Source organism: Archangium sp., assembly GCF_036389735.1.
In the GTDB taxonomy this organism is placed as follows: domain Bacteria; phylum Myxococcota; class Myxococcia; order Myxococcales; family Myxococcaceae; genus Archangium.
Genome location: NZ_DASVWK010001128.1, coordinates 1 through 20057 on the forward strand (window position 1 = coordinate 1; position 20057 = coordinate 20057).

Sequence of the window (20057 nt, forward strand, 5' to 3'; positions counted from 1 at the left end):
TCATCGAGGTCCTTCGCGCCCCCCGCGAGCCAGGGGTGGGCTTCATCACGGTCGAGTGGCGGGAGCTGGCGGTGACGGCCGGAGCGGACTGGAGAACGAGTGCCCGTTGGAACGTCACGGGCTGAGGGTCTTCCCATCGGCAGTGCTCCACGGCCCCAACCTGGGTTATGTGGGGGACATGGCGATTGAGACCGAGACGGGAGCGAGCCTCCCCTTCGACCGCTTCTGGGACTGGATCCTGGATCACACCAACTGCATCTTGAGCATCGGAACCGAGGAGACCTGGCTCTACGACGCCGAGGCCCTCCACTGGGTCCTCTTCGCCGAGGACAACGGCACGCCCGTGGTGCAGCTCATCCTGGGCAAGCGCCTGGTGGGCGAGATGGTGCTCGACACCACCGACCTGCTCCAGGTGCAGGTGACGCCGGATCCGGACAACCTCGAGCGTGGCTACTTCCTCTTCAAGGTGATGGGCGGCCTCAAGGCCGCGCCTCGCGTGCGCTACACCTTCCAGCTCGCCCACGGACTGGAGAACCTGCCCACCACCACCCACGTGGCGGGGCTCAAGCACTGAGCCCCACCCCCGGGGTGCTCACGACTTCTTCGAGGGCTTGTTGATGTCCGCGAAGAAGTCGTTGCCCTTGTCGTCCACGACGATGAAGGCGGGGAAGTCCACCACGTCGATCTTCCAGACCGCCTCCATGCCCAGCTCGGCGTACTCGAGCACTTCCACCTTCTTGATGCAGTCCTTGGCCAGCCGGGCCGCCGGGCCGCCGATGGAGCCGAGGTAGAAGCCTCCGTGCTTCTTGCAGGCCTCGGTCACCGCCGGCGAGCGGTTGCCCTTGGCCAGCATCACGTAGCTGCCCCCCTGCGCCTGGAACTGGTCCACGTACGCGTCCATGCGGCCCGCCGTCGTCGGACCGAACGAGCCCGACGCATAGCCCTCGGGCGTCTTCGCCGGGCCGGCGTAGTACACCATGTAGTCCTTGAGGTACCGCGGCATGCCCTCGCCCCGGTCCAGCCGCTCCTTGAGCTTCGCGTGGGCGATGTCGCGCGCCACCACCATCGGGCCCGACAGCGACAGGCGCGTCTTGATGGGGTAGCGCGACAGCTCGGCACGGATGTCGCCCATGGGGCGGTTCAGGTCGATCTTCACCACCTCGCCCGACAGGTCCGTCTCCGCCGTCTCCGGCAGGTACTTCGCCGGGTCCGCCTCCAGCTGCTCCAGGAAGACGCCGTCCTTGGTGATCTTCCCGAGCGCCTGGCGGTCCGCCGAGCACGACACGGCGATGGCCACCGGGCACGAGGCGCCATGGCGCGGCAGGCGGATGACGCGCACGTCATGGCAGAAGTACTTGCCGCCGAACTGGGCGCCGATGCCGGTGCGCTGGGTGAGCTTGAGCACTTCCTGCTCCAGCGCCACGTCGCGGAAGCCGCGGCCCAGCTCGTTGCCCGTGGTGGGCAGCGTGTCCAGGTAGCGCGCCGAGGCGTACTTGGCCGTCTTCAGCGCGAACTCGGCCGAGGTGCCGCCCACCACGATGGCCAGGTGGTAGGGCGGGCAGGCCGCGGTGCCCAGCGAGCGGATCTTCGTCTCCAGGAAGGTCAGCAGGCTCTGCGGATTGAGCACCGCCTTGGTCTCCTGGAAGAGGTAGCTCTTGTTGGCCGAGCCGCCTCCCTTGGCCATGAAGAGGAACTTGTAGGCGTCGCCGTCGGTGGCGTAGAGCTCGATCTGCGCCGGGAGGTTGTTGTTGGTGTTGACCTCCTTGTACATGTCGAGCGGCGCCATCTGCGAGTAGCGCAGGTTGGCGGTGCGGTACGTGTCGAACACGCCGCGGGAGATGGCCGCCTCGTCGCCCCCGCCCGTCACCACGTACTGGCCCTTCTTGCCCATGACGATGGCGGTGCCGGTGTCCTGGCACGAGGGCAGCACCCCGCCCGCGGCGATGTTGGCGTTCTTGAGCAGCTCGAGCGCCACGAAGCGGTCGTTGGCCGAGGCCTCGGGGTCCTTCAGGATGTGGGCGAGCTGGCCGAGGTGGCCGGGGCGCAGCAGGTGCGAGATGTCCCGCATGGCCTCGCGGGTGAGGAGCGTGAGCGCCTCGGGAGCGACCTGGAGGAAGGTCTTCCCGCCGGCCTCGAAGGTGGAGACGTGCTCCTTGGTGAGCAGCCGGTAGGGCGTCTCGTCCTTGCCGAGCGGCAGCATGTCCTGGAACTGGAAATCGGTCATCGTGGGATCCCCTTTCCCCCGATTGTCCGCCGCGAGCGGCCCGTCCGGGGAGAGTCTCGGAAACACGCCCACAACCTGCCCTCATGCGAGCGACGAGCGATTGTCGTGGCCGCCGGCCGGATGCCCGGGGGGAGGCCCACCAGGAGAGTCTGGACAGCGCTCCGGGCGGTGCCATCCTCAAGGGGTCATGACCTCCCCCGACGTCCCCTGTGCGGCCATCTACCTCGACGCCGAGGACACGCTGGTGCCGAGCACCACCGACGCGCGCATCTCCCCGGAGCGGATGGTGGCGCGGTTGCGTGAGCTCGCCCAGAAGGGCGCGGGGCTGTACCTGTGGAGCCGGCACGGCGCCGAGCACGCCCGGCGGGTGGCGGCGGAGCGGGGCCTCGAGGACTGCTTCCGGGCCTTCCTCCCCAAGCCCGAGGTCCTCATCGACGCCCAGGCCCTGGAGGACTGGAGCCTCTCGGAGATCCACCCGGTCGCCTGCACGGCTGTCCGGCTGGAGGACATCCTGCGCGTCCAGCGTGACTGAAATTGTCGGGTGTGCGTGGAAGTCTCCCTTGTCGGGTTTCTCACTTTTCTTCAAACTAGGAGACATGGAGCCCCCCAGCCACATCACCTTCGATGACTCCCTGTGGCCGCTGCTCGTCGTGCGGTACTCGGGGACACCCACGAATGAGCAGTTCGAGGCGTACCTCGCCAGGCGGCAGTCCTACCTGGACCGCAAGGAGAAGCACGCCCTCATCTACGACACGACGAGCTTCAAGGTGCTCACCACCGAGCAGCGCCAGCGGCAGATCCTCTGGCTCCGGGAGCGCGCGGCCCTGATGAAGAAGTACTCGCTCGGCAGCGCGCTCGTCATCACCTCGCCCATCGCGCGGCTGACGCTGAGCATCGTGCTCCAGTTCTCCCAGGCGCAGACACCGTACCATCCCGCGCGCTCGCTCCCCGAGGCGGCGAGGTGGGCGGCGGGGCAGCTCCACGAGGCGGGGCTCGTCCGGGAGGCGCAGCGCGTCAAGGCCCACTTCGGGCTGATGCCCCAGAGGAGCACCGGCTAGGCGGCCCTGGTAGCATCCGCCGCCATGATCCGACGCACCTCGAAGTTCGTTCCGGTCCTGGCCGTCTCGGCGGGGCTGGTCGCCCCCGCGGCGCTCGCGTGCACCAGCATGCTCGTCACCAAGGGCGCCACCTCGGATGGCTCCACCTTCATGACGTACGCCGCCGACGCGCACGAGCTGTACGGCGAGCTGTACCACACGCCCGCGCGCCGCCATGCGGCCGGGGCCATGCGCGACATCATCGAGTGGGACACGGGCAGGTTCCTGGGGCGCATCCCCCAGCCCGCCGCCACGTACTCGGTGGTGGGCAACATGAACGAGCACCAGCTCTCCATCGGCGAGTCCACCTTCACGGGCCGCAAGGAGCTCGAGGGGCCCGCCGGCATCGTCGACTACGGCTCGCTCATCTACATCGCCCTGGAGCGCGCCAGGACGGCCCGCGAGGCCATCAAGGTCATGACCGACCTGGTCGCCGAGTATGGCTACGCCTCCACGGGGGAGTCCTTCTCCATCGTGGATCCCAAGGAGGCGTGGATCCTCGAGATGATCGGCAAGGGCGCGGGGAAGAAGGGCGCGGTGTGGGTGGCCCGCCGGCTGCCCGATGGGTACATCTCGGCGCACGCCAACCAGGCGCGCATCGGCCAGTTCCCGCTCAACGAGCCGGAGAGCACCCTCTACTCGCCGGACGTCATCTCCTTCGCGCGCGAGCAGGGCTGGTTCACCGGCGCGAACAAGGACTTCAGCTTCGCGGACACCTACCACCCGTTCGACTTCGAGAGCATGCGCTTCGCCGAGGGACGGGTGTGGAGCATCTTCCGCCGCGCGGCCCCGTCGGCGAAGCTGGGCGCGGAGTACGTGGATGGCTCCGTCCCCAACAAGCGCCTGCCCCTGTGGGTGAAGCCGGACCAGAAGGTGTCCGTGCAGGACGCCATGGCGCTGATGCGTGACCACTTCGAGGGCACGCCGCTGGACATGACGAAGGACGTGGGCGCCGGGCCGTATGCCGTGCCCTACCGCTGGCGCCCGATGACGTGGCAGGTGGACGGCAAGAAGTACCTCCACGAGCGCGCCATCTCCACGCAGCAGACGGGCTTCTCCTTCGTGGCGCAGATGCGCTCCTCGCTGCCCGCGCCCATTGGCGGCGTGCTGTGGTTCGGCGTGGATGACACCTTCACCACCGTGTACACGCCCATGTACGCGGGCATCCGCCAGGTGCCGAAGAACTTCTCCCAGGGCGTGGCCAGCCGCGGCGAGTTCTCCTGGGACTCCTCCTTCTGGGTGTTCAACTGGGTGTCCAACCAGGCCTACTCGCGCTGGAGCGACATGATCGTCGACGTGCAGCGGACCCAGGGCGAGCTGGAAGGCCAGTTCCTCGCGGACCAGGCGGACGTCGAGAAGGCCGCGCTCAAGCTGTACGAGAGCACTCCGGAGCAGGCGCGGGACTACCTCACCGCGTACTCGGTGAGCCAGGGCGACAAGGTCCACACCCGCTGGCGCAAGCTGGGCGAGCAACTGCTGGTGAAGTACATCGACGGCAACGTCCGGGATGAGCAGGGCAAGGTGAACCACCCGAAGTACCCGGAGTCCTGGTACCGGCACATCGTGAAGGACACGGGCTCGCGCCTGCTCGTCCCCGAGGAGCCGAAGGCCGAGCCGAAGCCGGCGCCCAAGCCCACCGTCGCGCCCGCGCCGTGAGGCACTGAGCCCCCGTGCCTGGGGAGCAGGGGACCGGGGAGGTACGTCGAGACGTCCGGGCGCGATGTACATCTTCAACAGGGGGTCCGCCATGGCTCGAATCGACAGTGGAGCGGCCACACACGTGGGCCGCCGGCCAAACAACGAGGACTCCTACTGCCAGAAGCCGGAGCTGGGGTTCTTCGCGGTCGCCGACGGGCTGGGCGGTCACGAGGGCGGCGAGGTGGCCAGCCAGCTCGTCCTGGACACGCTGACCGAGTTCCTGGCCTCCCAGGAGAGAGGCGAGCAGCGGGTCAGGCAGGAAGGTTGTGAGCGCCTCGTCCTCCAGGCGGTGCGCCAGGCCCAGGAGGCGGTGCGCTCCCAGCAGTGCGGCAAGCTGTCCATGATGGCCTCGACGGTGACCTCCGTGCTGTTGGCGGAGGGGCACGCCATCGTGTGCAACCTCGGCGACAGTCGGACCTTCCTGGTGCGGGGGGGCGAACCGCGGCGGCTCACGCGGGACCACACGGTGCTCGCGGAGATGGAAGAGGATGGGCTCGACACGCGCAACCCCTTTGCCTCGATGTACCGCAACTCCCTGACGGGTGCCGTGGGGATGGATACCAGCGTCGATCCCGACTGTCAGCGCGTGGAGGTGCGGCCGGGCGACGTGCTGGTCCTGTGCAGTGATGGCCTGTACGAGCCGGTACCTCCGGCCCTCATGACCGAGCTGCTGGGGCAGGGGGGCTCGGCCCAGGAGATGGCCGAGCGGCTCGTCGCCGAGGCCTACAAACGGGGAGGCACCGACAACATCACGGGCGTGGTGGTGCGGGTGTTGGAGGTCGGCTAGGGCGTGCTGGCGGGTTCCTCGTCCTCGGGAGGGAGCCACAAGGTCCCGAGCTCGAGTTCCACCTCCTCGAACGGTTCGACACGGATCCTGGCGTCACCCGAGAAGGCGCCGCACTCGACCCATCTCCCGTCCTGGAGCCGATGGACTTCCAGGGTCTGCGCGACCGGGTCCAACAGCCAGACGTACTCGACTTTTTCACGGGCGTAGATGTGCTTCTTGCGGACGCGGTCGGTCGCCGCCGTGGAAGGCGAGAGCACCTCACAAACCCAGTCAGGGGCAAGCGTCAGGAAGGCAGCCCGGGGGGGCTTGGGCATTCGCGTCCGGCGCCAACCCGCGAGGTCGGGAACGAGCACGTCCCTGCCCAGGTGCAACTCGGGTTCATCGACGATCCACCAGCCGCCCGGTCCTCCTCGCCCGAACTGGAAGGGACCCACGAGCGCGCCGCCCAGGGCCGAGCTCGTGATGGCGTGGTCGAAGGCCGGCCGGGGCGAGGCCACGAGCTCGCCCTCGATGATCTCTCCCACGAGGTGACTCGGCAGTGCGGAGAGATCCGCGTAGGTCGCAGGCTTCTTCGCGGTGGCCTTCATGGAAGGAAAGGTAATCTCATGGCGTGGAGGCCGCCAGGGCCGAGCTCTTCAGGCTGATGACGACGGACTTGGACGTCGGCGTGCGGCTCTTCTCCGCGAAGCTGTCGAGCGGCACCAGCACGTTGGCCTCGGGGAAATACGTGGCCGCGCAGCGCCGCGGAATGTCGTACGGCACCACCACGAACCTGTGCGCCACGCGCTGCTGGCCCTCGAAGTGGCTGGTGAGGTCCACCACCTGCCCGGACTCCACGCCCAGCTCCTTCATGTCCTCGGCGTTGAGCATCACCACGCGCCGCCCCCCGAGGATGCCCCGGTAACGGTCGTCCAGCCCGTACACCGTCGTGTTGTACTGGTCGTGCGTGCGGATGGTCATCATCAGCAACTGCCCCGGCCCGAGCTTCAGCCGTGGCATCGCGTGCACCGTGAAGTGTGCCTTCCCGCTCTGCGTGGTGAAGCGGCCCTCGCGCGGCCCGTTCGGCAGCGAGAAGCCCCCCGGCTCGCGCACCCGCCGGTTGAAGTCCTCGAAGCCCGGAATCACCTTGGCGATGAGGTCTCGAATCCGGTCGTAGTCCTCCACCAGCCAGGACCACTCCACCCGGCTGCGCTCGCCGAGCACCGCCCTGGCCAGCCTCGCCACGAGGGCCGGCTCGCTGAGCAGGTGCTCGGAGGCCGGCGTCAGCGTCCCCCGCGAGGCGTGTACCACGCCCATCGAGTTCTCCACCGTGACGAACTGTGGCCCGCCCGCCTGCGCGTCGCCCTCGGTGCGCCCGAGGCACGGCAGGATGAGGGCTCGCTTGCCGGTGACGAGGTGCGCCCGGTTCAGCTTGGTGGACACGTGCACCGTCAGCCGCGTGCGGCGCAGGGCCTCCGCCGTCCGCTCCGTGTCCGGTGTCGCCGACAGGAAGTTGCCCCCCATCGCGAAGAAGACCTTCACCCGGTCCGCGAGCATCCCCTGGAGGGTGGCCACCGTGTCCAGGCCGTGGTGGCGCGGCGGCTCGAAGCCGAACTCCCGCGCCAGCGCGTCCAGGAAGGCGGCCTTCGGCTTCTCGATGATGCCCATGGTCCGATCGCCCTGCACGTTGCTGTGCCCACGCACCGGGCACACCCCCGCCCCTGGCTTGCCGATGCTCCCGCGCAGCAGCGTCAGGTTGACGATCTCCTGGATGTTGCCCACCGCGTTGCGGTGCTGCGTCAGCCCCATGGCCCAGCACCAGATGATGCGCTCGGTGCCCGCGAGCCACTCCGCGACGGTCTCGATCTTCTCGCGCGACACGCCGCTCTGCTCCACCACGTCCTCCCAGGACACGGTGCCCAGGTGCGTCGCGTAGGCCTCGAAGCCGAGCGTCTGGTCCTCCACGAAGCCCCGTGCCACCACCGTGCCCGGCTGCTTCGCCTCGCGCTCCAGCAGCGCCTTGCCCAGCCCCTGGAGCAGCGCCACGTCCCCGTTGATGCGCACCTGGAGGAACAGGTCCGCCAGCGGCGTGCCCGAGCCGAGGACACCTCGCACCGCCTGGGGGTGCTTGAAGCGCTGAAGGCCCGGCTCCGGCAGGGGGTTGATGCTGAGGATGCGGCAGCCCTGGCGCTTGGCCGCCTCGAGCGCCGTCAGCATGCGCGGGTGGTTGGTGCCCGGGTTCTGCCCGATGACGATGATGACCTCGGCCTTCTCGAAGTCCTCCAGCGTCACCGTGCCCTTGCCGATGCCCAGCGTCTCGTTGAGCGCCGTGCCGCTCGACTCGTGGCACATGTTCGAGCAGTCCGGCAGGTTGTTGGTACCGAACTGCCGCACGAAGAGTTGGTAGAGGAAGGCCGCCTCGTTGCTCGTGCGCCCCGAGGTGTAGAAGCACGCCTCGTCCGGCGAGGCGAGCGCGTGGAGTTCCTCGGCGATGAGCGCGAAGGCCTCGTCCCACGAAATGGGCGCGTAGTGCGTGGCGCCCTCGCGCAGCACCATGGGGTGCGTGAGCCGGCCCTGCTTGCCCAGCCAGTGGTCCGTCTGTGCCGCGAGCTCCACCAGGCTCCACTGGCGGAAGAAGTCCGGCGTCACCCGCGCCGTGGTGGCCTCCTCCGCCACCGCCTTCGCGCCGTTCTCGCAGAACTCGAAGGCCGTGCGGTGCTTGGGGTCCGGCCACGCGCAGCCCGGGCAGTCGAAGCCGTGCGTCTGGTTCATCTTCAGCAGCGTCCGCGTGCCGCGCACCGGCCCCATCTCGCTGAAGGCGTGTTTCATCGCGTTCACCACCGCCGGCACGCCTCCCGCGGACGTCGCCGGAGGGCCCACCTGGAGGGGCTCGGCAGTGGTGGGGGGCTGGGCGCTCGGGAGCGTCTCGGGACGGGCGAGCGCGCTCGTGCCGGACTCCGTCGCCGCCTGCTCCTGCCGCTTCGCTTCCGCCATGGCTTCCTCCTGGACCCCGGACGTGGAGGGCGCCGCGACCGAGGGCCAGGAGTCTACCGGTGCCCGCCCGGACCTGTCCCCCTTCTGGGAAAGGGAGGCAGGCGAGGAGACAGGCGGTCACCGAGCCCTCTGGGAGCGGCGCCAGGGCTCCGGACGAGCTAATCTCCCAGGTCACATGGTGCGGGCGACTCCAGAAGGAGGGTCGCGCACGGCCTGGAGGGTGGATGAAGCTGGAGCCGCTGCATGGATGGGACATGACGCCGCGCGAGGCGGTGGCGCTGCAACGCGAGCTGAGAGAGCGGCTGGTGCCGCGTCCGCCGAGAGGGTTGAAGGTGGAGCGCGTGGCGGGCGCGGACATCTCCATGCTGCGGGGAGAGGACACCGCTTACGGGGGCTTCGTGGTGCTGGACGCGGGGACGCTGGAGCCGGTGGCCAGGGCGAGCGCCGCGGTGAAGCTGGGCTTCCCCTACGTGCCAGGGCTCTTGTCCTTCCGGGAACTGCCGGTGCTGGCGGGGGCGTGGGAGAGGCTGGAGGTGAGGCCGGACGTGCTCATCTTCGACGGGCAGGGGACGGCCCACCCCAGGCGCTTCGGGCTGGCGTGCCATGGGGGGATGCTGTTCGACGTGCCCTCCATCGGGTGCGCCAAGTCGCTGCTGGTGGGCGAGCACGGGCCGCTGGGCGAGGAGCGGGGCGCGATGACGGAGCTCTTCCACCGGGGCGAGGTGGTGGGCATGGCGGTGCGCACGCGCCCCAAGGTGCAACCCGTGTACGTATCACCGGGGCACCGGATGGATCTGCGCACGGCGGTGGAGCTGGTGCTGCGGGTGACGACCCGCTACCGCGAGCCGGAGACGACGCGCCATGCGCACCGGCTGGTGAACGAGGTGCGCCGCGCGGCCAGGGCCGGGTAGCGGGCGGGGGCGTCAGTGGAGCAGCATTTCCTCGGGCTGAGCCCCGACGGAGGCGGTGCGTACCTGTTGGGAGAGCAGGCTGTTGAACTTCCCGGGCTCCTCGAACTGGGGCGAGTGGCCGGAGTGCTCGAACCAGAGGAGCGTCTTGCGGGGCGCGTCGAGCGTGTCGAAGTAGCGCGCGGCGATCTCCGAGGGGGTGACGTAGTCCTCGCGCCCGAGCATGAACCAGACGGGCACCTGGAGCTGGGGCACCTGCGTCTCCAGGTCCAAGCCGGCGAGCCGTGGGTACACGAGGGGGAAGGTGTCGCGCAGTCCGAGCATGAAGTGGACCTTGTCGCGCAGCGAGTACTCGGACGCCTTGAGCACCGAGGAGAGCAGCTCGGGGAGGATGCCCCGGCGGCCGGCGTGGCGGCTCGCGAGCGACGCCAGCGTCATGTAGCGCCGGGCCATGTCCGGGCCCGTGTAGGGCGGGGGGCCGATGCGCTCCAGCTTCGCGAGCGCCTTGCCGTCCCCGAAGCGCCCCGCGAGCTCATAGGCGCGCAGGTGGCTGACGGTGTCGTTCTCCAGGAAGTTCACCTGCTGGCCGACGCCGACATAGGCATGGATGCGCTCGGGACGACGCTGGGCGAGCAGTATGCCGAGGATGCTGCCCCACGCGTGGCCGACGACGAACACCTTCTCCTGGCCGAAGCGGGTGGTGAGCAGCTCGAGCAGGTCGCTCGCGTCGGAGACGTACTGCTCGACGGTGAGGGCGTCCCGGTCCTTCACGGCGGCGTAGGACTTGGCGGCGCCGCGCTGGTCCCACTGCACGACGACGAAGTGGTCCTCCAGCGGCGCGTTGAAGTGGCGCACCCAGGCCATCTCGGAGCCGCCCGGGCCTCCGGACAGGTAGAGCAGCACCGGGTTGTGGACGCTCCGCCCGCGCATCAGGAGCCACTGGTCCACGCCTCCGAGCCTCACCTGCTCCAGCGAGGCGATGCCCTCGGACCGTGAGTGGCCCTGCTCGTCCCGGATGGGGGGCGTGGACCCCTGGCTGGTCCACAGCCGGGCACCCAGGGCCACGAGTGGAAGCCCTACTCCTGCGCCCGCGAGGATGCGTCGGGTGGTGCGTTCCATGGCACTCCTCCTGGCTTTCAAAGCTAGTCACAGGGCGGAGCATCTCCTGCCGGTGCCAGGCCGCACCCGGGGCAGGAGAGGGAGCGGGCAGGCGTCGTCAGATGTCCGGGCGGCACGTCCAGGGCTGAGTGTCCGTATGTCGGTCACAGCGGCGGTGCGGACCGCACACGTCGGGACCGTTCGGTTCACACGGCTGGCGGCAGCGGTAGTTGTGGCAGACGAGCCCTTCTGGGCAGGGGAGATCGTCTCCACTACACGGGGAGAGGCACGACATCCAGACCTCGTCCGAGCGGTGCGAGATGCCTTCGTGGTGACACCGTTTTCCTTCCGGACAGGACGTCCGGTCGCACTTCTGCCCATGCACTTTCGCGCACACGGAGACCCGCTCGGCGAGTTCGATGCATTCCCGCCCTTCAGGACATGGGTGGTCCTTGCACGTGGGCAGGCAGGAAGGCCCGTTGGGTCCCTCACTACAGAAAAAGCCTGCGGGACAGGTCGAGGGGTCGTTCAACTGGCAGGGGCGCCCGCACCAGCCCTGGCAGAGCAGACCTGACTGGCAACTCTGCTCCTGCGTGTAGGGGAGGAGCTCGCAGGATTCTCCTTCGCTTCGGACTCCTAGCGGCGAACAGAGGCGAACGCGGGAGACGTTGTCCGCGGAAAGAAACGTGCGGCAGACGAAGCCCGTCTGGCAATCCGGGTCCGCCATGCACTTGCTATCGGTGCAGTAACGTCCCCCGTTCATCGGGTGCATGAAGCAGCTCAGCGGGGCGTCACAATCCTCGTTCTTCTGGCAATCGCGCTCGTAGGTCAGCAGGCTTCGGCGCTGATCGCGAGCGAGCATCGGGATGACTTGGGGCTCCTGCGTCCCTGCCAACCTTCCGCCATGGGCCGCCACGAGGAGCAACCCCACCAGTGGGGCAATCAGCAGAAGAGCGAGGAGAACGCTCAGGACCGTGCGCCGGTTCATCGGCATTCCGTGGGGCAGTGACGCGTTTTCCAGAGCGCCACATTCCCACATCGATACTCGTAGTCGTCTTTCTCCAGGGCACAGTTCTTTTGCCGCGTCATTTCCTGGATGTCCTTCGCCATGGCCTGGTCCATGGTGCCTTCGATTCCCCAGGTGTCCGGGCAGCCGGTGCAGACGACGAGCAGCGAGGTCGTGAGAAGAGCGAATCGCAAGGACATGGACGCTTGAGGTTACACTGGCACGACTCCTCCTCCAGCACCTCTCGATGACTCGCTCTCCTTCGCTCCCGTTGCTGACGTATGTGCTCCTGCTGGGCTCGGGCTGCACCACGGTGGTGCCCCTCCAGACGGCCTCCACGGTGCCGAGGGGCACCCTGCGCGCGGGCGGGCAGGTGGCGCTGTCTCCGTGGTGTAGCCTGTCGCGGGACGTGGCCAACCGCTGTGCCTTCCTGCCCGAGGGCACGCCGTTGCCGGAGCTGCGGCTCCAGGGGCGCACGGGCGTGGCCGAGGCGACGGACGTGGGCGTGTCGCTCTTCGCCTCCGCGCAGGTGCCCGCGGGCCTCGGCGTACAGGTGCGCGGGGGCGTCTACGTGGACGGCAAGCGGGAGCTCCTCTCGCGAGCGCTGAGCACGGAGCGCCGGCAGGTGCTGTCGGTGGCGCCGGGCGTGGGCTTCGCGCTCACGCCGCTGTCTCCCCGGGGCGAACTCGCGCCGGACCTCGAGCTGGCTCTGCCCGTGCTCCTCGGGCACCAGACGGAGGGCTGGGAGTGGGTGGTGGGAGCGCAGGTGCTGGAGCGCTTCCAGTGGAGGCCGGAGCTGGCGGACCCCGAGCAGCGGTGGCGGGCGCGCACCGAGCTGGGGCTGTCGGCGGGGGCCTTCAGCCGAGGCCCCGCGAGGACGGCGTACCAGCTCTCCTACGTGGCGCCGGTGGACCGGCTCTCGGGCGGGCGCCTCACCTTCGGCTTCGGGCTGGCGTTCGACGTGACGCCGTGAAGTGACTCAGGGCCGCAGCGTCTCGAGCTCGGCGAGCAGCGCTTTCAGCTCGGGCGTCTCCAATGCCTTGTGCACCGAGGCGAAGAACTGCGAGAGGTCGCCCGCGCCCTGGTGCTCGTAGATGGTGGCCTGCAGCCCCATCTCCAGACGGTCCACCTGCCGCACCAGCCGGGCCTCGAAGGAGGTGCCGTGCTCGTACTCCCGCCACAGCGCGAGGTACTCGGCGCCCCGTGGCAGCTTGGCGAGGATGCGCTCCACCGCCTCTTGCTCGAGCCGGAGCTTCTCCTCGCGACTCACGGCGTCGTGAGGCGTGAAGTCTCCGGCGTAGGCCTCGCCCAGGTCGTGCAGGAGCGCGATGCGCACCACCTTCGAGGCGTCCGCCTCGGGGAAGTAGCTGTCGGCCAGGAACAGGCACAGCAGCGCCATGCCGAATGAGTGCTCGGCGACGCTCTCGCACCTCTCCCGGGAGAGGCCCACGCGCAACCACCCCTGCCGGTAGAGCTGCTTGAGGTGGTTGAGCTCGAAGTAGGCCTCGATGAGGGGCAGGGTGCGCCGGCCTTGGAGGTGGGTGATGGGGGGAGCGGCCTTGGTCTGCATTGCCGGACGATAGCGGTGGGGAGGGCCCGGCTGTCGCTTCTCCCGCGGAAGTGATTTCCTCTGGACCGAGAGGGAGAGTGCATGCACGGAAGCGGCAAGGTCCCGGTGGCCAGACACCCGGGCCACGGGAAGTCTCCGGGGAGAACACGGTGGACGACACGGTGGCTGCACTTCCGCTGGCGCTACCTGGTCCTGGCCGCCCTGCTCGCGCTGGTGTCCACGGGCGTTGCCTTCACCCAGCAGCCCTGGCCGGACGTCGAGCGCAGCCCCGAGGGAGGGGCGGCGTGGCTCTACCCGAGCGAGTCCAATGCCTGGCTGCGTGTCACCCATGGCAGCGGCGTCGGGGCGTCCTCGTCCTTCCAGGCCCTCGAGGTGGTGGGCCGCAAGGTCATCCTCACGCTCGACAGTGGAGCCCTCTCCTGGTCCGACGACGGAGGGTGGACGTGGCGCTCGGACCGGCTGCCCGACTCGGGCCATCCCGTGGCGCTCGCGTTCCAGGACGAGGCGCATGGCTATGCCCTCACGAAGGAGGGCCAACTCCACGAGACGCTCGATGGAGGGACCAGCTGGAAACGCCTTGTCCCGGAGGAGCCGCGATGGCCACGAGCTGGCATCCGGGACCTGGCGCTGGGGGGGGATGGCTCGCTCTGGCTGTTGACCGACCTGTCCGTCTGGTACAGGGGCCCCCAGGACACGCGCTGGAGCGAGGAGGTGCTGGTCCTCCCCGCGCTCATTCCCGCGGGGCCGACGTACCGGCTGAGCGTCTCGCGCGATGGCTCCGAGGCGTGGATCTCCACGGAGGGAGGAGCGCTCCGGGTGGTCCGCTCGGGAGACCGGCTCATCACCTCCGGCCATGAGTCGGATCTCCTCCGGGCAACGCCGTCCCGCCGCTTCCAGGAGAGGCGCTCATGGTGGGTTCAGGGCAAGGAAGCCTTCAGCCTGGAGGGCGGGCGCCTGAACGCCCTTCCGCTCCCCGAAGGCGCCGAGGAACTGACCGACATCCAGTTCCTGGCGGATGGGCGGCGTGGCTGGGTGCTGGGGAAGAACGGGTGGCTGGCCCGCACCTCGGATGGAGGCGCCACCTGGGAGAGCCTCCGCCTGCCTCGCGCGAGCAACCTGCGCCAACTCCGGATGGCGGAGGACGGGAAGACGGGGTGGTTCCAGGGGGAGGACGCACTGTGGCGCACGGACGACGGAGGCCGCACCGCGTACCTCCAGGTATCGCGCTCGCGGGCCCTCACGGCCTCGCTGCGTGTGGCGGGGCGCTCGGAGCTGTGGGCTGGCACCTCGACGGGGGCGCTCCTGCACTCGACCGATGGGGGCGTGACCTGGTCGTCCCGGGCGCTGGACGCCCCGGTCCTCTGGCTCGGGGCCATGCGGAATGGGGAGGTGCTGCTCGCGCTGACAGGTGAGGGGCTGTGGCGCTCCCTGAATGGCGGGACGACGTGGGAGGAGTGGCGCGACGGACGCTTCGTGTTCGCCCACTTCGACCTGGAGAGGGACGAGGTCTGGCTCTTCGAGCGGGCGCGGGTCCTGCGGTCCTCGAGCATGGCCAAGGACTGGTCGGTCGAGGAAGAGCCGGCGGTGTCGGGGCGCTATCGGGAGTTGGCCGGCGCCAGTACCTCGGTGCGCCGCTTCTCTGGAAGGGGGCTCGAGTCGTTCGAGGTGTCTCCTTCCCGTGTCTCCGTCGCGGCCGACCCGGACTGGCTCGCCGGGGACGCTTTCAAGAGCCTGGAGGGCTCTCCCGCCCTGAAGCTCCCCACGAACCTCCCGGAGCAGGGGCTCGGCTTCCATCTGTCCGAGAGTCGGGGCTGGGCCTTCGGGAGGAACGGACGGCTGTTCTCCACGAAGGACGGCGGGAAGACCTGGACCCGGGAGCACGCCGCCGACACGTCCGCCGACCTCTTCCTGGCCGTCATGACGCCGGACGCGAAGCACGTCTGGCTCTTCGGTGACGAGGACACCCTGCTGCGCTCCGAGGATGGCGGCAGGTCGTGGGTACGCGTCCGCAACGAGCGTTCGCTGCCTCACTGGTATTTCGTGTCGTGGCTGGGCGTGGTGGTGCTGGGCTGGGTGGGGCTGGGGCGGGCCCATTCGCCTTCGAAGCCCGAGGCCTCGGAGGCGGTGGCGGACCTGCTCATCACCGACACCCCCATCGAGCATCCGAAGCAGGACGTGCTCGGGCTCGCGGCGCTCGCGCAGGGTCTGTCGAACTTCATCCGCAACGAGCGCACGCTGCCGCCTCTCACCCTGGCCGTCACGGGCGAGTGGGGCACCGGGAAGAGCTCGGTGCTCAACCTGCTGCGCACCGACCTGGTCCAGCGCGGCTTCCGGCCCGTCTGGTTCAATGCCTGGCACAACCAGCAGGAGGACAACCTGCTGGCGGCCCTCTACTCCAACATCATCTCCCAGTGCGTGCCCCAGCTCCCCGGCCTGGAGGCACTCGAGTTCCGGCTCCGGCTCCTGCTGCGCCGCGGTGCGCGCCTCGTCTTCCTCTTGATCGTACTGCTCATCGTCGTCACCTGGTCCGTGGCCTTCTTCCTGCGCAACCCCCAGCAGATCAACCTCGCCACGGAGCGGTTGGCCGCCCTGCCGGAGCGGGTGCTCGGGTCCAAGTCACCCGATGCCTTGTCGGCACCCTCGGACACCGCTCCCACCCCGGCCCCCAAGCCCGAGCCCGTGGACGACATGACGTGGCCCACGCTGTTCGGCAGTCTCACGAGTCTCGTGATGCTGGCGCAGACCCTCCTGAAGGGCTTCAAGTCCTTCGGCGTGGACCCCGCACACCTGCTGGCGTCCGTCGAGAGCCGCGCCCGGCTGGAGGACTACCGCGAGCGGGTGAGCTTCCAGGCCCGTTTCGCCGAGGACTTCAAGGACGTGACGGAGGCGCTCGGGCCGAGGCGGATGGTGATCCTCATCGACGACCTGGACCGGTGCAGCCCGGAGAACGTGGTGAAGATGCTGGAGGCCATCAACTTCCTGGTCTCATCCGGTAAATGCTTCGTGGTGATGGCCATCTCCCGTCGCGTGGTCGAGGAGTACGTGGGCCAGCAGCTCGGCGATGCCGCGGACAACCTGGCCCCGCTCGTCGTGCCCCCGCTGGAGGGGCCCGCCCCCACCGAGGAGCAGGTCCGCCACGCACGGCGCATCGCCTACGCGCGGCACTACCTGGAGAAGCTCATCAACGTCGAGCTGCCCGTGCCCCCACTGACCGAGGAGCGCGTGGCGCGGCTCTCGGAGGAGCGGGCCCAGGACGAGCTCGTGTCCGACGATGCGCGGCGGCGCACGATCCAGCGGGTGAAGGTGCTCGTCTTCGGGGCGCTCGCACTCGCCCTGGCGGCCACGCTCGGCTGGCACACGCAGGTCCCGATGCTGAGGCCCGGGAAGCAGGCCCCGGCCCCGGTTGCCGTCTCGACCCCCCCGGCGGTTTCCCCTCCGGCGGTCGCCACTCCGGCGGTCGCCACTCCGGCGGTCATCGCTCCGGTGGGGGGGAGCATTACCCTTCCGGCGCCGGCACCAGATCGCTCCGGTGCGGGTGCTCCGATTGACTGGAGCCTCAAGAGCGAGGACTCCGCGGACGCGGGACCCTGGACGGCCCTGCTGTGGGTGGGGGTCGTGCTCGCGCTGCTGCTCGCGCGGGGACACGCGCTCTTCCCGAGGGACGTGGTCGTTCGCGACTCCCAGCCCTTCACGGACTCGCTGGACATCTGGCGGCCCGTCATCATGCTGCGCCACCGGACGCCGCGCTCCATCAAGCGCTTCCTCAACCGGGTGCGCTTCTTCGCCATGTGCCAGCGTGCCCTGCTGGCCTCGGAGGCGCCCGGTGAGATGCGTGTCCCAATGCCTCCGGAAGGGGTGATTCCCGCCTTCGTCGGTTGGCTGCGCGCGCTGCCGGCGCCCATGCACTCCCCCCCGGCGATGACGGGAGGCCTGGAGCACCATTGGGTGGCGTTCGCGGCCCTGCACGAGTTCGCCCCCGAGGCGCTCACGGACCCGGGCTTCTACCTCGCGCTTCAAGAGGAGAAGCCCACCTACTGCGCCCTGCCCATTCCTCCCGAGGTGCACGCGTCCTGGAGGGCGCACCTGCGGCACTTCAACGAGGGTCCTCCGCCGGCCGAGGCGCTGCATTCCTTCCAGCGGCTCTCCGGCTCGGTGAAGGTCCAGTAGCGCGAATTAGACCTTTCCCCAAACCCGGGCGTTGATGGGTGCATGTCGCTCGCCGCCGCGCTGCCCCGCGATCCGCGCCACCTCCAGATTGCCTTCCTCTCCTCCTTCCTGATGGCGGGCCTGCTGGCCCTGGGCTTCGACGTGCCGCCCTGGCAGCCGCCGCTCATCGTCCTCACGGCGTGCGCGACACAGTGGGCCATGACGCGCCTCTTCCGGGTGCCGCCCGTGGGGTACCTCTCGCCCGTCATCACCTCGCTGGGGCTGTCGCTGCTGCTGCGCACCGATGCCTTCTGGGTGGGGCCCTTCGCCGCCGCGGTGGCCATCTCCAGCAAGTTCGTCCTGCGCGCGCGCGGCAAACACCTCTTCAACCCCACCAACCTGGGACTGGTGGTGGCCATGCTGCTCACCGGGCACGCGTGGTGCTCGCCCAGCCAGTGGGGCCACGGCGCCGCCATGCTGGGGTGGTTCGCGGCCTTCGGGCTGGCGGTGGCCCATCGCTCGTTCCGCTCGGATGTGAGCCTCGCCTTCCTCGGCACCTGGGTGCTGCTCAAGGCCGCCCGCATCTTCTACCTGGGCGCCCCCTGGGCCAGCCTCCAGCACCAGCTCTCCGCGGGCGGCCTCATCCTCTTCACCTTCTTCATGATCTCCGACCCGAAGACGACGCCGGACCACCGCGTGGGGCGCATCCTCTATGCCGCCTCCGTGGCCGGGCTGGGCTTCTTCTTCCTGCACGGGCTCTGGTGGCAGAACGCGCTCCTCTGGGCACTCTGTCTGGTCTCTCCCCTCACTCCGCTCATCGACCGTGTCCTCCCCGCCGACCGCTTCCAGTGGCCGGGGGGTGGGGCACCTGAAAGGAACTCCGCATGCGTCGCCGTCTCCTCGCAGCCTGCCTGACCGCCGGATGGGTGGCCCTCGCCGCGCCCGCCGCCGAGGCCTTCTGTGGTTTCTACGTGGGCAAGGCCGACACGACCCTCTTCAACGAGGCCTCGCAGGTGGTGCTCGTGCGTGACGGCGAGCGCACCGTGATCACCATGTCCAATGACTACAAGGGCGAACTCACCGACTTCGCCCTGGTGGTGCCCGTGCCCGTGGTGCTCGAGCGCGAGCAGATCCACGTGGGCGAGCGCAAGCACATCGAGCGGCTGGACTCCTACTCCGCGCCGCGGCTGGTGGAGTACTTCGATGCGGACCCCTGCACTCCGCCCGTGCCCAGTGTCATGAGGAGGAAATCCGTTCCCTCGGCGGCGGCGCCCATGCCCGGGGCGATGGCGGAGCGCGCGAAGGCCCTGGGCGTGACGGTGGAGGCCGAGTACACCATCGGTGAGTACGACATCCTCCTGCTCTCGGCCAAGGAGTCCTCGGGGCTGGAGACGTGGCTGCGCGAGAGTGGCTACAAGATTCCCCCGCGCGCCTCGAAGGCGCTGGCGCCGTACATCAAGCAGGACATGAAGTTCTTCGTGGCGAAGGTGAACCTGAAGGAGCAGAAGGCCGGGGGCTTCAACTACCTGCGGCCTCTCCAGATGGCCTTCGAGTCGAAGAAGTTCATGCTGCCCATCCGCCTGGGCATGGCCAACGCGCGAGGGCCGCAGGATCTGGTCATCTACGCCCTGACGCGCCAGGGGCGGGTGGAGTCGTCGAACTACCGCACGGTGAAGGTGCCCAGCGACATGGACATCCCCGTGTACGTGAAGGGCGAGTTCGCCCGGTTCTACCCGGCGCTCTTCGAGAAGGCGCACCAGAAGGAGGAGCAGCGCGCCATCTTCACCGAGTACGTCTGGGACATGGGCTGGTGCGACCCGTGCGCGGCGGACCCGCTCAGCCCCGAGGAGCAGCGGGCGCTCGGGGTCTTCTGGCTGGACGAGCCGGGTGGGGGCCAGACGGTGCTCACTCGCCTGCACGCGCGCTACGACGGCGAGCACTTCCCGGAGGACCTGGTGTTCCAGGTGACGAACGACCGGAAGAACTTCCAGGCGCGCTATGTGCTGCGGCACGCCTTCAAGGGCTCGCTCCAGTGCGAGGCGGGAAAGCAGTACCTCACCCAACTGGACAAGCGTCACCAGAAGGAGGCCGAGACGCTGGCGGAGCTCACCGGCTGGGACCTGGGCACCATCACCAAGAAGATGGGAGACGACGCGCCCGGGAAGAAGGCCGGGGACAAGAAGGCCCAGGACTCCTGGTACAAGAAGCTGTGGAAGTAGCGGGAGCTATCCCGCGTCCGGACCGGCGAGCGAGGCGAGCATCACCCGGTCCCATCCGGGCGCGGCCTCGCCCACCGCCGCGAGCAGGGCCAGCCCCGTGCCCGCCGCGCCCGTCAGCAGTCCCGGGCCCTCCTCGTGCGAGGGCCGCCACAGCTCCACCGCGCGCCCGAGCCAGCGTCGTGCGGCCTCGGCCAGGGCCTCGTCCCCGGTAGCCTGCGCCACCCGGTTGAGCAGGTGCCCGAGCCCCGCCGCTCCGTGGCACAGGCCCGCGTCCGTCACCCGCGTCTGCTCCGGCAGGCGCGCGGCCGCCCGTCGCGCCATGGCGCGTGCA

The 20057-nt window shown here is 69.3% G+C and carries 17 protein-coding genes; 10 read left to right on the forward strand and 7 right to left on the reverse strand.

All coding sequences use genetic code 11. The annotated features are described in order from the left end of the window. Window positions 1-178: 178 nt before the first annotated feature. A complete protein-coding gene (locus VF794_RS40620) occupies window positions 179-574 on the forward strand; it encodes a hypothetical protein (RefSeq protein ID WP_331119259.1) in 396 nt (131 codons plus the stop codon). An 18-nt stretch (window positions 575-592) separates the two neighbouring features. On the opposite strand, the gene VF794_RS40625 is transcribed toward VF794_RS40620, so the two are convergent. Then, on the reverse strand, window positions 593-2224 hold the full coding sequence (locus VF794_RS40625; RefSeq protein WP_331119261.1) for a fumarate hydratase: 1632 nt from the start codon (window positions 2222-2224) through the stop codon (window positions 593-595). A gap of 187 nt (window positions 2225-2411) precedes the next feature. Between VF794_RS40625 and VF794_RS40630 the strand changes: the two genes are divergently transcribed. The 4 genes from VF794_RS40630 to VF794_RS40645 all read left to right on the forward strand — a co-directional run bounded on the left by VF794_RS40630 (window position 2412) and on the right by VF794_RS40645 (window position 5806). Further along, a complete protein-coding gene (locus tag VF794_RS40630; protein ID WP_331119263.1) occupies window positions 2412-2756 on the forward strand; it encodes a hypothetical protein in 345 nt (114 codons plus the stop codon). A 64-nt stretch (window positions 2757-2820) separates the two neighbouring features. Continuing rightward, on the forward strand, window positions 2821-3282 hold the full coding sequence (locus VF794_RS40635; RefSeq protein ID WP_331119265.1) for a hypothetical protein: 462 nt from the start codon (window positions 2821-2823) through the stop codon (window positions 3280-3282). Between the two features lie 24 nt (window positions 3283-3306). Then, window positions 3307-4977 (forward strand): dipeptidase, encoded by a 1671-nt coding sequence (locus VF794_RS40640; RefSeq protein WP_331119267.1) that lies wholly within the window; start codon window positions 3307-3309, stop codon window positions 4975-4977. 124 nt (window positions 4978-5101) lie between these two features. Further along, window positions 5102-5806: a PP2C family protein-serine/threonine phosphatase gene (locus VF794_RS40645; protein WP_331119269.1), complete on the forward strand. Its 705-nt coding sequence runs from the start codon at window positions 5102-5104 to the stop codon at window positions 5804-5806. Here VF794_RS40645 and VF794_RS40650 read toward each other — a convergent pair. Then, window positions 5803-6393 (reverse strand): Uma2 family endonuclease, encoded by a 591-nt coding sequence (locus VF794_RS40650; RefSeq protein ID WP_331119270.1) that lies wholly within the window; start codon window positions 6391-6393, stop codon window positions 5803-5805. The two genes, VF794_RS40645 and VF794_RS40650, sit on opposite strands and share 4 nt — an antisense overlap. A 16-nt stretch (window positions 6394-6409) precedes the next feature. Beyond that, window positions 6410-8779 (reverse strand): FdhF/YdeP family oxidoreductase, encoded by a 2370-nt coding sequence (locus VF794_RS40655; RefSeq protein ID WP_331119271.1) that lies wholly within the window; start codon window positions 8777-8779, stop codon window positions 6410-6412. A gap of 224 nt (window positions 8780-9003) precedes the next feature. Between VF794_RS40655 and nfi the strand changes: the two genes are divergently transcribed. Continuing rightward, entirely contained in the window at window positions 9004-9690 is a 687-nt protein-coding gene (gene nfi / locus VF794_RS40660) for a deoxyribonuclease V (protein WP_331119273.1), read from the forward strand. A gap of 12 nt (window positions 9691-9702) precedes the next feature. Here nfi and VF794_RS40665 read toward each other — a convergent pair whose 3' ends face one another. Together VF794_RS40665 and VF794_RS40670 are read right to left on the reverse strand one after the other, a co-directional pair. After that, complete coding sequence (locus VF794_RS40665; RefSeq protein ID WP_331119274.1) at window positions 9703-10806, reverse strand: alpha/beta hydrolase; 1104 nt, start codon at window positions 10804-10806, stop codon at window positions 9703-9705. Between the two features lie 963 nt (window positions 10807-11769). Beyond that, window positions 11770-11991: a hypothetical protein gene (locus VF794_RS40670; RefSeq protein WP_331119276.1), complete on the reverse strand. Its 222-nt coding sequence runs from the start codon at window positions 11989-11991 to the stop codon at window positions 11770-11772. Between the two features lie 47 nt (window positions 11992-12038). Between VF794_RS40670 and VF794_RS40675 the strand changes: the two genes are divergently transcribed. Further along, a complete protein-coding gene (locus tag VF794_RS40675) occupies window positions 12039-12764 on the forward strand; it encodes a hypothetical protein (protein WP_331119278.1) in 726 nt (241 codons plus the stop codon). Window positions 12765-12770: 6 nt separating this feature from the next. On the opposite strand, the gene VF794_RS40680 is transcribed toward VF794_RS40675, so the two are convergent. Next, a complete protein-coding gene (locus VF794_RS40680; protein WP_331119280.1) occupies window positions 12771-13361 on the reverse strand; it encodes an HD domain-containing protein in 591 nt (196 codons plus the stop codon). An 81-nt stretch (window positions 13362-13442) separates the two neighbouring features. Here VF794_RS40680 and VF794_RS40685 point away from each other — a divergent pair, with 81 nt between their 5' ends. From VF794_RS40685 to VF794_RS40695, 3 genes are read left to right on the forward strand one after another with little or no spacing between them, the layout of a single operon-like run. Then, complete coding sequence (locus tag VF794_RS40685; protein WP_331119281.1) at window positions 13443-17528, forward strand: P-loop NTPase fold protein; 4086 nt, start codon at window positions 13443-13445, stop codon at window positions 17526-17528. Between the two features lie 42 nt (window positions 17529-17570). Then, window positions 17571-18422, forward strand: coding sequence for an RnfABCDGE type electron transport complex subunit D (locus VF794_RS40690; protein WP_331119283.1), 852 nt, complete (start codon window positions 17571-17573; stop codon window positions 18420-18422). Next, window positions 18392-19726: a DUF2330 domain-containing protein gene (locus tag VF794_RS40695; protein WP_331119285.1), complete on the forward strand. Its 1335-nt coding sequence runs from the start codon at window positions 18392-18394 to the stop codon at window positions 19724-19726. The genes VF794_RS40690 and VF794_RS40695 overlap by 31 nt, the downstream gene beginning before the upstream one ends. A gap of 6 nt (window positions 19727-19732) precedes the next feature. Here VF794_RS40695 and VF794_RS40700 read toward each other — a convergent pair. Continuing rightward, window positions 19733-20057: lanthionine synthetase LanC family protein (locus tag VF794_RS40700; RefSeq protein ID WP_331119287.1), on the reverse strand; the 325-nt coding region annotated here is incomplete at its 5' end.